Source organism: Streptomyces purpurogeneiscleroticus, assembly GCF_020024005.1.
GTDB classification, from domain to species: Bacteria; Actinomycetota; Actinomycetes; order Streptomycetales; family Streptomycetaceae; genus Streptomyces; species Streptomyces purpurogeneiscleroticus.
This window is the reverse complement of sequence record NZ_NHSG01000360.1, coordinates 70,978-84,084: the sequence shown is the minus strand read 5'-3', so window position 1 is coordinate 84,084 and position 13,107 is coordinate 70,978. Positions and strand designations below refer to the sequence as shown.

Annotated in this window: 13 protein-coding genes; 8 read left to right on the top strand and 5 right to left on the bottom strand. The window is 71.7% G+C overall.

The window, feature by feature from the left end; all coding sequences use genetic code 11:
- Window positions 1–316, bottom strand: a 316-nt coding sequence (locus CCS38_RS25205) for a hypothetical protein (RefSeq protein ID WP_223735598.1), incomplete at its 3' end; no start/stop codon positions are given.
- A gap of 195 nt (window positions 317–511) precedes the next feature.
- Between CCS38_RS25205 and CCS38_RS25200 the strand changes: the two genes are divergently transcribed.
- On the top strand, window positions 512–1,903 hold the full coding sequence (locus tag CCS38_RS25200; protein WP_223735597.1) for an FAD-dependent oxidoreductase: 1,392 nt from the start codon (window positions 512–514) through the stop codon (window positions 1,901–1,903).
- Window positions 1,904–1,946: 43 nt separating this feature from the next.
- Here CCS38_RS25200 and hemE read toward each other — a convergent pair whose 3' ends face one another.
- Entirely contained in the window at window positions 1,947–3,014 is a 1,068-nt protein-coding gene (gene hemE, locus CCS38_RS25195; RefSeq protein ID WP_223735596.1) for a uroporphyrinogen decarboxylase, read from the bottom strand.
- A gap of 171 nt (window positions 3,015–3,185) precedes the next feature.
- Here hemE and CCS38_RS25190 point away from each other — a divergent pair, with 171 nt between their 5' ends.
- The 3 genes from CCS38_RS25190 to CCS38_RS25180 all read left to right on the top strand — a co-directional run bounded on the left by CCS38_RS25190 (window position 3,186) and on the right by CCS38_RS25180 (window position 6,175).
- The gene (locus tag CCS38_RS25190; protein ID WP_223735595.1) at window positions 3,186–3,833 is read left to right on the top strand and encodes a DUF3000 domain-containing protein; all 648 of its coding nucleotides are present in this window, start codon (window positions 3,186–3,188) and stop codon (window positions 3,831–3,833) included.
- A 252-nt stretch (window positions 3,834–4,085) separates the two neighbouring features.
- A complete protein-coding gene (locus CCS38_RS25185; protein ID WP_223735594.1) occupies window positions 4,086–4,748 on the top strand; it encodes a response regulator transcription factor in 663 nt (220 codons plus the stop codon).
- 152 nt (window positions 4,749–4,900) lie between these two features.
- Window positions 4,901–6,175, top strand: a complete 1,275-nt coding sequence (locus tag CCS38_RS25180) for a ribonuclease D (protein WP_223735593.1) — start codon at window positions 4,901–4,903, stop codon at window positions 6,173–6,175.
- Between the two features lie 86 nt (window positions 6,176–6,261).
- On the opposite strand, the gene CCS38_RS25175 is transcribed toward CCS38_RS25180, so the two are convergent.
- Window positions 6,262–6,960, bottom strand: coding sequence for a PepSY domain-containing protein (locus CCS38_RS25175; protein ID WP_223735592.1), 699 nt, complete (start codon window positions 6,958–6,960; stop codon window positions 6,262–6,264).
- A gap of 239 nt (window positions 6,961–7,199) precedes the next feature.
- Between CCS38_RS25175 and CCS38_RS25170 the strand changes: the two genes are divergently transcribed.
- The 3 genes from CCS38_RS25170 (at window position 7,200) to CCS38_RS25160 (ending at window position 11,230) form a co-directional block, all read left to right on the top strand.
- Window positions 7,200–8,417 (top strand): thiolase family protein, encoded by a 1,218-nt coding sequence (locus CCS38_RS25170; protein WP_223735591.1) that lies wholly within the window; start codon window positions 7,200–7,202, stop codon window positions 8,415–8,417.
- The gene (locus tag CCS38_RS25165) at window positions 8,414–10,543 is read left to right on the top strand and encodes a 3-hydroxyacyl-CoA dehydrogenase NAD-binding domain-containing protein (protein WP_223735590.1); all 2,130 of its coding nucleotides are present in this window, start codon (window positions 8,414–8,416) and stop codon (window positions 10,541–10,543) included. The genes CCS38_RS25170 and CCS38_RS25165 overlap by 4 nt, the downstream gene beginning before the upstream one ends.
- A 207-nt stretch (window positions 10,544–10,750) precedes the next feature.
- Complete coding sequence (locus CCS38_RS25160) at window positions 10,751–11,230, top strand: hypothetical protein (protein ID WP_223735589.1); 480 nt, start codon at window positions 10,751–10,753, stop codon at window positions 11,228–11,230.
- A 43-nt stretch (window positions 11,231–11,273) separates the two neighbouring features.
- Here CCS38_RS25160 and CCS38_RS25155 read toward each other — a convergent pair whose 3' ends face one another.
- Both CCS38_RS25155 and CCS38_RS25150 read right to left on the bottom strand, forming a co-directional pair.
- Window positions 11,274–11,786 carry an NUDIX domain-containing protein gene (locus CCS38_RS25155; protein ID WP_223735588.1) on the bottom strand — a complete coding sequence of 171 codons (513 nt, stop codon included), beginning with the start codon at window positions 11,784–11,786 and terminating at the stop codon, window positions 11,274–11,276.
- 56 nt (window positions 11,787–11,842) lie between these two features.
- Entirely contained in the window at window positions 11,843–12,592 is a 750-nt protein-coding gene (locus CCS38_RS25150; protein ID WP_223735587.1) for a Clp protease N-terminal domain-containing protein, read from the bottom strand.
- A 98-nt stretch (window positions 12,593–12,690) separates the two neighbouring features.
- Here CCS38_RS25150 and CCS38_RS25145 point away from each other — a divergent pair, with 98 nt between their 5' ends.
- Window positions 12,691–13,104 (top strand): PIN domain-containing protein, encoded by a 414-nt coding sequence (locus tag CCS38_RS25145; RefSeq protein ID WP_223735586.1) that lies wholly within the window; start codon window positions 12,691–12,693, stop codon window positions 13,102–13,104.
- The last annotated feature ends 3 nt before the right edge of the window (window positions 13,105–13,107 follow it).

Genomic DNA, 13,107 nt, shown 5'->3' with positions numbered 1-13,107 from the left:
GCGCCGCGTCGAAATTGGCCGCCGACATCTGCTGCCGCGCGTTGTCCCCGTGCTCCTGCTCACCGGAGCTGAACGCCGAATCCATCCCCGACTGACCGCCCAGAATCCCCGACAGGGAACTCTGCAGCGACGCCGCGATCTCGTCCGACCGCGCCTTGAACTGATCGAACGCCGCCTTGCCCGAACCGTTGAACTTCCCCTCCAACGGCGCCGCGGCATCCACCAGCTGCCGGATCAGCGTCCCCAGGTCCTCACTCGACCCACGCGACTTCGACTGCAACGTCGACAGCGTCTGCGCTCCCATGTCGAACTTCATCAGGCTCCCCCTGCCGGGCTGGACCGCTTGTTTGCCGAGACATCTTTGCAACCCAGGGACATCTCTGCCAACACCGGACACAGTGCTGTGACACAGGCGTGACAGCGGCGCGGACGCCGGGTGGCGGGGGCCGCGGGTCGTAGCCTTTCCGGTGCCGGGCGCGGGTGCGTCCGCGGAGCGAGAAGGGAGCCGGCCATGGCTGAGCGACCGGAGCGACTGGTGGTCGTCGGCGGGGACGCGACGGGGATGTCCGCCGCGTCCCAGGCCCGCAGGCTGCGTACGCCCGAGGAGCTGGAGATCGTCGCGTTCGAGCGCGGGCACTTCACGTCGTACTCGGCCTGCGGCATTCCGTACTGGGTGGGCGGGGTGGTGGACGAGCGGGACGCGCTGATCGCGCGGACGGCCGCGCAGCACCGGGAGCGGGACATCGACCTGCGGATGCGGACGGAGGTCACGGAGATCGATGTCGAGAAGCGGCGGGTGCGGTCGCACGACCTCGAAACCGGCGCGGAGGAGTGGACGGCGTACGACAAGCTCGTGCTCGCGACCGGCGCGAGGCCGGTGCGGCCGCCGCTGCCGGGCATCGACGCGCCGGGCGTGCACGGCGTGCAGACCCTCGATGACGGGCAGGCGCTGCTGGACACGCTGGCCCGTACCGAGGGGCGGCGCGCGGTCGTGGTGGGCGCCGGGTACATCGGCGTGGAGATGGCCGAGGCGCTGATCCAGCGCGGGTACGAGGTGACGGTCGTCAATCGCGGCGCGGAGCCGATGTCGACGCTGGACCCGGACATGGGCTGTCTGGTGCACGACGCGATGACGGGACTCGGCATCGAGATGGTCAACGGTGCCGAGGTGACGGAGATCCGCACCGGGGACGACGGCCGGGCCTGCGGGGTGGTGACGCCGGAGAAGGAGTACCCGGCGGACGTGGTGGTGCTGGGGCTCGGCGTACGGCCGGAGACGACGCTCGCCGAGGCGGCCGGGCTGCCGCTGGGCGCGTCCGGCGGGATTCTGACCGACCTCGCGATGCGGGTGCGCGGGTACGAGGACATCTGGGCGGGCGGCGACTGCGTGGAGGTGCTGGACCTGGTCTCCGGGCGGGACCGGCACATCGCGCTCGGCACGCACGCCAACAAGCACGGCCAGGTCATCGGCTCGGGCGTGGGCGGCGGTTACGCGACCTTCCCCGGCGTGGTCGGCACGGCCGTCAGCAAGGTCTGCGACCTGGAGATCGCCCGTACCGGGCTGCGCGAGAAGGACGCGCAGGCCGTGGGGCTTCAGTACGTGACCGTCACGATCGAGTCGACGAGCCGGGTGGGGTACTTCCCGAACTCCGCGCCGATGACCGTGAAGATGCTCGCCGAGCGGCTCTCGGGGCGGCTGCTGGGCATGCAGATCGTCGGCCGGGAGGGCGCGGCGAAGCGGGTGGACATCGCGGCGGTGGCGCTGACGGCCAAGATGACGGTCGAACAGATGACGGCGCTGGACCTGGGGTACGCGCCGCCGTTCTCACCGGTGTGGGACCCGGTGCTGGTGGCGGCGCGCAAGGCCGTCCAGGCGGTACGGGCGGACGCCGCGCCGCAGTAGAGGAGCCGGGGCGCCCGCCGTGCGGCGGACGTCCCGCCGCGCCTCAGCGCGCCGTCTGCTCGTGGACGTACTCGACGAGGCGGGTCAGCGCCTCCGGGTCGGTGTTCGGGAGCACGCCGTGGCCGAGGTTGAAGATGTGGCCCTCCAGCCCGGCGGCGGCGTCCAGTACCTCGCGGGCCTTGGTCTCCACGGCCTCGCGCGGGGCGAAGAGCACGGCCGGGTCGATGTTGCCCTGGATCGCCTTGCCGGGGCCGACCCGGCGCGCGGCCTCGTCCAGCGGCACCCGCCAGTCGGCGCCCACGACGTCCGCACCCGCCTCGCCCATCAGGCCGAGCAGCTCACCCGTGCCGACGCCGAAGTGGATACGCGGTACGCCGTACCCCGCGACCGCCTCGAAGACCTTCGCGGAGGCCGGCATGACCGAGCGGCGGTAGTCGGCCGGGGCGAGCGCGCCCACCCAGGAGTCGAAGAGCTGCACGGCGCTGGCGCCGGCCTCGATCTGCACCTTCAGGAAGGCCGCGGTGATCTCGGCGAGGCGGTCCAGCAGGTCGGCCCAGAGCTGCGGGTCGCCGTACATGAGCGCCTTGGTGTGCTCGTGGTTGCGGGACGGGCCGCCCTCGACGAGGTAGCTGGCGAGGGTGAAGGGCGCGCCCGCGAAGCCGATGAGCGGGGTGGAGCCCAGCTCGCCGACGAGCATGCGGACCGCCTCGGAGACGTACGAGACGTCCTCGGGCGTGAGGTCGCGCAGCTGCTCCAGGTCGGCGCGGGTCCGGATCGGCCGCTCGACGACCGGGCCGACGCCGGGCTTGATGTCCAGGTCGATGCCGATGGCCTTCAGCGGGACGACGATGTCGCTGAAGTAGATCGCGGCGTCCACGTTGTGCCGGCGTACGGGCTGCAGCGTGATCTCGGTGACCAGCTCGGGCCGCATGCAGGAGTCGAGCATCGCGATGCCCTCGCGGACCTTGCGGTACTCCGGCAGTGAGCGCCCGGCCTGGCGCATGAACCACACCGGCGTGTGCGGGACCGGCTCCCGGCGGCACGCCTTGAGGAACGCGGACTCCCGCGTGCTCTCCGGTGCGAAGGAGGCGGTCGGCTGCTGGCCCGTCATCGGGGTCTCCCCTGCTCGGTCGGATGCTCGGTCGGAGTGAAGAGCGCGGGGAACGTCGTCGGCACTCACGTACCGAATCTTCGCACGTGCCGTGGGACACCTCCGAACGGGCGACCCGCCCACCGGGTGTCCTCCGCATATGAACACGGCATTGCGCCTAACCTTCCCAGCATGGCAGCGGCTCAGGAACACCTCGCGGACAGCGCGGACGAGACCCCGATCGCCTTCCGTCAGGCGGTCGAGGCCCTCCATGCGGCCCGGCTGCGATCCGAGATCGAGATCGCGCCGATGCCCGCGCCCAAACGGCTCGCGCCGTTCGCGCACGCGCTGGAGGCAACGGTGGTCGAGCGGGACTCGGAGGGCGATACGGATCTGGCCGACGGGCGGCTGGTACTGCTGCACGACCCGGCAGGGCACGACGCGTGGCACGGCACTTTCCGCGTGGTGACGCTGGCCCGCGCGGAGCTGGAGCCGGAGCTGGCCACCGACCCGCTGCTGCCGGACGTGTGCTGGTCCTGGCTGACCGGCGCGCTGGAGGCGCGCGGCGTGCCGTACGGCGAGCCGAGCGGCACGGTCACGCGCGCGGGCTCGTACTACTTCGGCGGCATCGGCGACCGGCCGCCGGACACCCAGCTCGAACTGCGGGCTTCCTGGACGCCGGCCGAGGGACAGCACGGGGTGCGCGACATCGGGGCGCACCTGACGGCCTGGTGCGATCTGCTGTGCCAGGTGGCGGGGCTGCCGCCGGCGCCGGTGGAGCCGGCGGGGCGGGGCGGCGTGGTGCCGCTGCCGCAGCGCCGGGGACCGCAGCTGCGCTGATCACGCGGGGAGACAGGGACTCCAAACGCCGCGCGGGCCGCCCCCCAGGGGGCGGCCCGCGCGGCGTACGCGTGCTGTCCCCCACCTCGATCACCCATCCGATTTGCCCGAATTGCCCAAACTAAATCGTGATCAAACTCTAAAGTCCGGCCGGATTACTGCCGAAGAGGTCTATGACCCTTCAAACACGGGAGCACTCCGGCTCACTCCCCTGAAGCCGGCTTCCGTCCCCGCCACTCCCCAGGAGGCCCGGTGTCTGTTCTCCTCGAGCAACCTTCGAGCCTGGTCGCCTACCGCCCGAACAAGCCGACGGCCATGGTCGTCGTGGCCGACCCGCGCGTCCGCTCCACCGTCACCCGCCACCTGTGGGCCCTCGGAGTACGTGACGTGATCGAGGCGTCGTCCATCGCGGAGGCCCGCCCCCGCGTCGGCAACCCGCGCGACATCTGCGTGGCCGACGTCCACCTTCCCGACGGCTCCGGCCTCACCCTGCTGTCCGAGACCCGGGCGGCGGGCTGGCCCAACGGCCTCGCACTCTCCGCCGCCGACGACATCGGCGCGGTACGCAACGCTCTCGCCGGCGGCGTCAAGGGCTACGTCGTCACCGGCACCCGCACCAACCTCGGCCTCCCCGGCCGCCCAGGCGCCGCCCCCATCGGCGCGGGCGCGGCCCGCATGCACCGCCGCCCGCCCGGCGCCCCCGGTCACCCCGGCGGCTACCGCGAGCTCTCGGGGCGCGAGGTCGAGGTGCTGAGACTGGTCGCCGAAGGCCAGTCGAACAAGGCCATCGGTGTCTCGATGGGACTCTCGGCCCTCACGGTCAAGAGCCACCTCGCCCGCATCGCCCGCAAGCTCGGCACGGGCGACCGGGCCGGCATGGTCGCCGTCGCGCTGCGCACCGGGATCATCCACTGAGCAACCGGGAACATGCACCGAGTACCGGGACCGCCCGCTGAGGCCGCCCGGCCGCCCGCCCGCCCCGCTCATCGAGCCTTTACATACGCACAGCGTCCGTCGAGGGAACGTTCCCTCGGCGGACGTGGTGCATACACCGATACCCTTGACTGGTGACCGACGCCCAAAAGACCGCAGAAGACTCGACACTGCGAACCCCCGGGGACGCAACGGAAGACCCCCGGCCGGCGCCGGTTCCGCTTCTCGAACCCCGCGAGGGCATCCCGCCAGTGACCGCGACCGACGAGGACCTTGCGCAGGTCGTCGCGGCCTTCGCCGCGGGCAGCGGCCCGGTCGCCGTGGACGCCGAGCGGGCCTCCGGGTACCGCTACGGCCAGCGCGCCTACCTGGTACAGCTGCGCCGCGAAGGGGCCGGCAGCGTCCTGATCGACCCGGTCGCCTGCCCCGATCTGAGCGCGCTGGGCGCGGCCATCGCCGACGCCGAGTGGGTACTGCACGCGGCGACCCAGGATCTGCCCTGCCTGCGTGACATAGGGATGCTCCCCGCCTCGCTCTTCGACACCGAGCTGGCCGGCCGGCTGGCCGGCTTCGCCCGCGTCGGCCTCGGCGCGATGGTGGAGAACGTCCTCGGCTACGCGCTGGAGAAGGGCCACTCCGCGGTGGACTGGTCCACCCGCCCGCTGCCCGAGCCCTGGCTCCGGTACGCGGCGCTGGACGTGGAGCTGCTGGTCGACCTGCGGGACGCGCTGGAGGCGGAGCTGGACCGGCAGGGGAAGCTGGACTGGGCCCGGCAGGAGTTCGCGGCGATCGCCGCTGCCCCGCCGGCGCCGCCCCGCAAGGATCCCTGGCGCCGCACGTCCGGCATGCACAAGGTGCGGCGACGGCGGCAGATGGCGGTCGTACGGGAGCTGTGGACGGCCCGCGACCGAGTCGCGCAGAAGCGCGACGTCTCGCCGGGCAAGGTGCTGGGGGACGCGGCGATCGTGGAGGCCGCGCTGAACCTCCCGCCGAACGCGCACGTGCTCGCCGCGCTGCCCGGCTTCGGCCACCGCATGGGCCGCCGGCAGCTGGAGCAGTGGCAGGCGGCGATCGACCGGGCGCGGGCGCTGCCCGAGTCCGAGCTGCCGCAGCCGGGCCAGCCGCTGAACGGTCCCCCGCCGCCGCGCGCCTGGGCCGACAAGGACCCGGCGGCCGCGGCGCGGCTGACCGCGGCCCGTACGGCGGTGACGGCGCTCGCCGAGGAGCTGAACCTGCCGCAGGAGAATCTGATCACGCCGGACACGGTGCGCAGGGTCTGCTGGGAGCCGCCGGTGCCGACTTCGTCGGCGGTTTCCGAGGCGCTGGCCGGGTACGGTGCTCGGCCTTGGCAGGTCGAGCTGGTGACGCCGTTGCTGGTGGGCGCGCTCAGCACCTCGTCTGCGGGCTGACGCCTGCGGGCGTCTTTGTCCTCGAACGCCGGACGGGCCGGATTCTGCCGGACGGGCTGGAAACACCAGCCCGTCCGGGACGTACTTCAGTCGCGGTCGACGTGGGTGCGGAGCACCTTCTTGTCGGCCGCGTCGATGTCGTACGTCGTCTTGTTCCAGTCGCTCTTGGTGACGACGTCGACGGACCAGATTTCCTTGCCCTGGTCGTTGTCGTCCAGCTCGATCGAGCTGACCGTGCCCTGCTTCTTGTCCGTGGCCACCTGGGCCGCCTGCTGGGCGGTGACCTTGGCCTTCTTCAGCCAGGCGGCGAGCTTCGTCTTGTCGTCGGCGTCCTCGTCGCTGTCGGTCCGGGGCTTGGCCGCCTTCCCGGAGACCGCGTCGACGGTGACCATGCTCTTGGTGCCGTCGGTGGTGGCGACCTCGGTCTCCCACACCGGCTTGCCGCCCGTCCCGCGCTTCAGCTCGGCCGAGACCGGCTTGGAGCCGGAGACCGCGCCGGTGGCGGCCGACAGTGCCTTGTCGTAGGTGATCTTCGCCTTCGGAATGAGGGCCTTGCGCTCGGTCTGGTCCTCGGTGAGCTTGCCGCTCGCGGTCGGAGAGGCGACGGCGGACTTGCCGCCTTCGGACGCCTTCGGGGACGCGGAGCCGCCACCGCCCCCGCCGTTGTCGTCGCCGCAGCCGGTGACCAGGGCACCCGCCACCGCCACGGCACACAGCAGACCGGCCGCGCGCAGCCGCGCTACGCGATTCCCGTACGCGAGCGTTCCGCTTCGCTTCGTATCCATGGGGGCAGAGTAGGGGCGGTACGTCCCCTTACGTCCGCGACGCAGCGAAGACCGGCCGAAGCCACCCGGATCGCGGGAAGCCCCAGGACGCCTCCCGAGCAACAGCAGGTGAATGTGACGTTCGCCGCTCCGGCCGAGGGGGGTGGGCAGGTTGGTTACCCGCAAGTAGCATGACGGTGGGCAGCGCGCCATGAGTGCGCCCCGCAGCAGTGCCACCCCGCACCTGGAGGAGAGCCAACGTGCCTCGTACCGCTAGGGACGTCGTCTTCGTCGACGGCGTCCGCACCCCGTTCGGCAAGGCGGGCCCGAAGGGCATCTACCACGAGACCCGCGCCGACGACCTGGTCGTCAAGTGCATCCGGGAGCTGCTGCGCCGCAACCCGGATCTGGATCCGGCCCGTGTCGACGAGGTCGCGCTCGCCGCGACGACCCAGATCGGCGACCAGGGCCTGACCCTGGGCCGGACCGCCGGAATTCTGGCCGGTCTGCCGCAGTCCGTACCCGGCTTCTCGATCGACCGGATGTGTGCGGGTGCGATGACCGCCGTCACGTCGATCGCGGGCGGCGTGTCCTTCGGCGCGTACGACATCGCCGTGGCCGGCGGCGTCGAGCACATGGGCCGCCACCCCATGGGCGAGGGCGTCGACCCGAACCCGCGGTTCGTCAGCGAGAAGCTGGTCGACCAGTCCGCCCTGTTCATGGGCATGACGGCGGAGAACCTGCACGACCGCCTGCCGCACATCACCAAGCAGCGCGCCGACGAGTACGCCGTGCGCAGCCAGGAGAAGGCGGCCAAGGCGTACGCGGACGGGAAGATCCAGGCCGACCTGGTGCCCGTCTCGGTCCGCCGCACCAACGCCGAGGCCGGCGAGACCGGTTGGGGCCTGGCCACGGCCGACGAGCCGATGCGTCCGGGCACCACGCTGGAGAACCTGGCGAGCCTGAAGACGCCGTTCCGCCCGCACGGTCGCGTCACCGCCGGTAACGCCGCCGGTCTGAACGACGGTGCCACCGCCTCGCTGATCGCCGCCGAGGACGTGGCGCGCGAGCTGGGCCTGCCGGTCAAGATGCGCCTGGTGGACTACGCGTTCGCGGGTGTCGAGCCGGAGGTCATGGGCATCGGCCCGGTCCCGGCGACCGAGAAGGCGCTGGCCAAGGCCGGTCTGACCATTGACGACATCGGTCTCTTCGAGATCAATGAGGCGTTCGCCGTCCAGGTGCTGTCGCTGCTGGACCACTACGGCATCGCCGACGACGACCCGCGCGTCAACCAGTACGGCGGCGCCATCGCGTTCGGCCACCCGCTGGCCTCCTCCGGTGTGCGTCTGATGACGCAGCTGGCGCGGCAGTTCGAGGAGCAGCCGCACGTCCGCTACGGCATCACCACCATGTGTGTCGGCTTCGGCATGGGTGGCACCGTGATCTGGGAGAACCCGCACTTCGAGGGGAACAAGTGACTACTACCGCAGAGCTTCTGAAGGGCGCGGCCGAGCTCTTCCCCGACGAGGTCGTGACCCAGGCGCACGTCCGCCACCTCGACCTCCCGCAGGGCGCCGGCAAGTTCGCGCTCATCACGCTGGACAACGGCCTGGACCACACCAAGCCGACCACCTTCGGGCCGCAGTCGCTGGCGAACCTCAACGTCGCCATCGACCAGGTCGAGAAGGAGGCCGCGGACGGCGAGATCGTCGGCGTCGGCATCACCGGCAAGCCGTTCATCTTCGCCGTCGGCGCCGACCTCAAGGGCGTCGAGCTGCTGAAGAAGCACGAGGACGCGCTCGCCATCGGCAAGGGCGGCCACGACGTCTTCAAGCGGCTGTCCGCGCTCGCCGTGCCGACCTTCGCGTACTACAACGGCGCGGCCATGGGCGGCGGCGTCGAGGTCGGTCTGCACTGCAGCTACCGGACCGTGTCGAAGGCCGTCCCGGCCTTCTCGCTGCCCGAGGTCTTCCTCGGCCTGGTGCCCGGCTGGGGCGGCTGCGTGCTGCTGCCGAACCTGATCGGCGCGGACCGTGCCGTGAGCGTGATCATCGAGAACTCGCTCAACCAGAACAAGCAGCTCAAGGGCCAGCAGGTCTACGACCTCGGGATCGCCGACGCGCTCTTCGAGGGCGCGGACTTCCTGGAGCAGTCGCTGATCTGGACCGCGTCCGTCCTCAAGGGCGACACCGAGGTCGTACGGGCCGAGCTGGACCGCGGCGACGCCTGGGACCAGGCCGTGGCGCGCGGCAAGGCCATCGCCGACGGCAAGGTGCACGGCGCCGCTCCGGCCGCGTACCGCGCGCTGGACATCATCGCCAAGGCCAAGAACGGCGACCTGCGCCAGGGCTTCGACGCCGAGGACCAGGCCCTCGCGGACCTGATCATGGGCGGCGAACTGCGCAGCGGCATCTACGCGTTCAACCTGGTGCAGAAGCGCGCCAAGCGCCCGGCCGGTGCGCCGGACAAGAAGCTGGCCCGCCCGGTCACCAAGGTCGGCGTCGTCGGCGCCGGTCTGATGGCCTCTCAGCTGGCGCTGCTCTTCGCGCGCCGCCTGGAGGTGCCGGTCGTACTGACCGACATCGACCAGGCGCGGATCGACAAGGGCGTGGAGTACGTCCACGGCGAGATCGACAAGCTGCTGCTGAAGGGCCGCGTCAACCAGGACAAGGCGAACCGCCTCAAGGGCCTGGTCACCGGCGTCCTGGACAAGGCGGACGGCTTCGCGGACGCGGACTTCGTCATCGAGGCCGTGTTCGAGGAGATGGGCGTCAAGCAGCAGGTGTTCGCGGAGGTGGAGGCGGTCGCCCCGGCGCACGCCATCCTCGCCACCAACACCTCCTCGCTCTCCGTCTCGGAGATGGCGTCGAAGCTCAAGCACCCCGAGCGGGTCGTGGGCTTCCACTTCTTCAACCCGGTCGCGATCCTGCCGCTGCTGGAGATCGTGCGCGGCGAGCAGACCGATGACGCGTCGCTGGCCACCGCCTTCTCGGTCGCCAAGTCGCTGAAGAAGACGGCCGTCCTGTGCAAGGACGCGCCCGCCTTCGTCGTGAACCGCATCCTGACCCGCTTCATGGGCGAGATCCAGAACGTCATCGACGAGGGCACCCCGGTCGCCGTCGCCGAGAAGGCGGTCGAACCGCTCGGCCTGCCGATGTCGCCGCTGGTCCTGCTGGAGCTGGTCGGCCCGGCGATCGGCCTGCACGTCTCGGAGACGCTGAACCGCGCCTTCCCGGAGCGCTTCAAGGTCTCGCCGAACCTCAAGGCCGTCGTGGACGCCGGCAAGCGCGGCTTCTACGTGTACGACTCGGGCGCGCCCGAGCTGGACCCGGAGGTCGCGGCGCTCCTCCAGCAGGGCGACACCGTCCTCACCGAGGAGCAGACCCGCGACCGCGTCCTGGACGCCGTCGCGCAGGAGATCGGCCTGATGCTGGACGAGGGTGTCGTCGCCGAGGCGCAGGACATCGACCTGTGCCTGATCACCGGCGCCGGCTGGCCCTTCCACCTGGGCGGCATCACGCCGTACCTGGACCGCGCGGGCGTCTCCGAGCGCGTGAACGGCAAGAAGTTCCTGGCCCCGGGCGTCGCGAGCGTGCCCGCGTAACGCGGCCGCACACGCCCCCCACGGGCGAACTGCCCCGGCACCATCCCTCAGTGGTGCCGGGGCAGTTCTGTGTGCGCGGCCGCACCGGCCTGCCCGACGGGGGCGTTAGCGAGACGTTAGCCGTACGGCGGTGGATCAACAGCAGCGCCCGACACCTTTGTTCTCACGCACCGGAACACCACACGAGAACAGAGAACGGGGACGATCATGTTGCACCGCACCGCCCACCGCCACGCCCGCAGGGCCGCCGCCGCCATGGTGATCGCCGTCGCCGCGCTCGGGCTCACCGCCTGCCAGGAGAGCGGCACCGACGCCTCGTCCGCCCCCTCTGCCTCGGCCTCGTCCCCCTCCGCGCACGCCACGCAGTCCCCCACCGCCACGGACAAGACCTCCCGCAGCGCCACCGAGGGCACGCCGTCGGCCGCCGCCACGAAGTCCGACGCACGCTGCACGGACCAGCTCGACTACACGGGCGACCCGAGGTCCAACGCCGAGATCAACACCATCGGCGCGGACACCGGCCACTGCCCGGCCCCGGAGAAGGCCGGCACCCCGTCGGGCACCCCCAAGAAGCCCGACGTGAGCTGCACGGACCAGATCAACTACGCGGGCGACCCGCGGCCCAACGCCGAGATCGACACCATCGGCGAGGAGACCGGCTACTGCCCTCCGGTGCGGCATCAGTGAGCCTCAGTGAGCCGAGGGCGGCCGTGACGGTCCCGGGCGCCGTTCAGTGGTGCCAGGGCAGGCGTACGGGCTTCGCGGGCACACGGTCCGCCAGGATGTCCGTGAGGAGGCCGGCGAGGCCGTACGGGTAGACCTCCTCCTCCGGAGCCGTCAGCTCCCCGGCCGTCCACCACCGGTGGTCCACGATGGTGGCCCGCTCATGGGCCTCGAAGCCGCCGGTGTCCACGTCGTGCCGGGCCACCCGGCACAGGTAGAAGACGTCCGAGAACCAGCCCTGCTTCCACCCGAGGTCCGCGTATCCGGCCGTGCGGGCCACCGGCCCGGTCAGCTCCGTGTGCGGCACCGACAGGCCGGTCTCCTCGGCCAGTTCGCGCGCCGCGGCCCGCGCCGTGCGCTCCCAGCGGTGCACTCCCCCGCCGGGCGTGAACCAGCAGTACCCGGCCGCCGGCCGCCCCGGCTCCCGGAGCGACCGGAAGAGGAGCACCCGGCCGCCGCCGTCGACGAGCAGTACCCGCGCGGAGCGGCGCCGCCCCCGTAACCGTCCAAGTATCGGCATCGGCGCAGCCTACAGCCGCCTCGCGCGCCGCGGCTCCGCTCCGGCATGACGGCTCGTCACTCCTTGTGGTGTGCCGCCATGAGGGCTTCCAGGGCCTCGGTCACCCATTCCTCGGTGGCCTGCTTGGTGAGGCCGAGGCCGGTCAGTACGCCGTCGCCGTCCTCCTGTTCCAGGAGGGCGAGCAGGAGGTGTTCGGTGCCGATGTAGTTGTGGCCGAGGCGCAGGGCCTCGCGGAAGGTCAGTTCGAGGGCCTTCTTGGCGGCGGCGTCGAAGGGGATGAGGGCGGGGACGTCACCGTCCGTTGCCGGGGGCAGGGCGGCGGTGGCGGCCTCGCGCAGGGCCTCGGGCGTGCTGCCCTGGGCGGCGATCGCCTTCATCGCGAGCCCCTCCGGTTCGGCGAGGAGGCCGAGGATCAGGTGACCGGTCCGGATTTCGACGTGGCCTGCCGCCTTGGCCTCGTTCTGAGAGGTGACGACGACATTGCGGGCGCGCGGCGTGAAGCGGCCGAAGCCCTCGTTCGGGTCGAGGTCGGAGGTCGCGGGGCCCTTCGGGACGAAGCGCTTCTGGGCCGCCTGCTTGGTGACGCCCATGCTCTTGCCGATCTCCGTCCAGGACGCGCCGGAGCGGCGCGCCTGGTCCACGAAGTGGCCGATCAGGTGGTCCGCCACGTCGCCGAGGTGGTCGGCGGCGAGGACCGCGTCGGTGAGCTGGTCGAGGGCGTCGGTGTGCACCTTCTTGATGGCGTCGATCAAGTCGTCGAGGCGCACCGGGTGCGTGCTGCGTACGGGTTCCACGGAATCTGCCATGCGTCAACGGTAGGTTGACGATGCTTGAGCGTCAACCCTGGGTTGTCGATTTCTGGAGAGCGATCTCCATGGGGTCCGTGAGGTGCCACGATGAACGCATGACAGCGACTACCACCCTCATCGTCGACGGCGCCAATGTCGTCGGCTCCGTGCCCGACGGCTGGTGGCACGACCGGCGGGGCGCGGCCGAGCGGCTGCGCGACGCCCTCGTGGCGTACGGCGAGAGCGGACTGCCCGGCCTCGCGGATCCGCCGGTGGAGCTGGTGCTCGTCGTGGAGGGCGCGGCGCGCGGGGTGGCGAGCGTCGACGGCGTACGGGTCGAGTCGGCCGACGGCAGCGGCGACGACCGCATCGTCGAACTGGTCGAGGCCCGGCCCGAGGGGCGGCCGTGTGTGGTCGTGACGGCCGACCGGGGGCTGCGGGCGCGGGTGGAGGCCCTGGGCGCCCGGGTCGCGGGCCCCCGTTCCGTACGCCCGGCCGGCACCGGTGGCGGCCGGACGTACGGCAGATGAGGG

Coding starts and splice junctions, on each gene's coding strand:
- CCS38_RS25200 (WP_223735597.1), top strand. CDS start 512: ATGGCTGAGCGACCGGAGCGACTGGTGGTCGTCGGCGGGGACGCGACG.
- hemE (WP_223735596.1), bottom strand. CDS start 3,014: ATGACGGGCCAGCAGCCGACCGCCTCCTTCGCACCGGAGAGCACGCGG.
- CCS38_RS25190 (WP_223735595.1), top strand. CDS start 3,186: ATGGCAGCGGCTCAGGAACACCTCGCGGACAGCGCGGACGAGACCCCG.
- CCS38_RS25175 (WP_223735592.1), bottom strand. CDS start 6,960: ATGGATACGAAGCGAAGCGGAACGCTCGCGTACGGGAATCGCGTAGCG.
- CCS38_RS25160 (WP_223735589.1), top strand. CDS start 10,751: ATGTTGCACCGCACCGCCCACCGCCACGCCCGCAGGGCCGCCGCCGCC.
- CCS38_RS25155 (WP_223735588.1), bottom strand. CDS start 11,786: ATGCCGATACTTGGACGGTTACGGGGGCGGCGCCGCTCCGCGCGGGTA.
- CCS38_RS25150 (WP_223735587.1), bottom strand. CDS start 12,592: ATGGCAGATTCCGTGGAACCCGTACGCAGCACGCACCCGGTGCGCCTC.
- CCS38_RS25145 (WP_223735586.1), top strand. CDS start 12,691: ATGACAGCGACTACCACCCTCATCGTCGACGGCGCCAATGTCGTCGGC.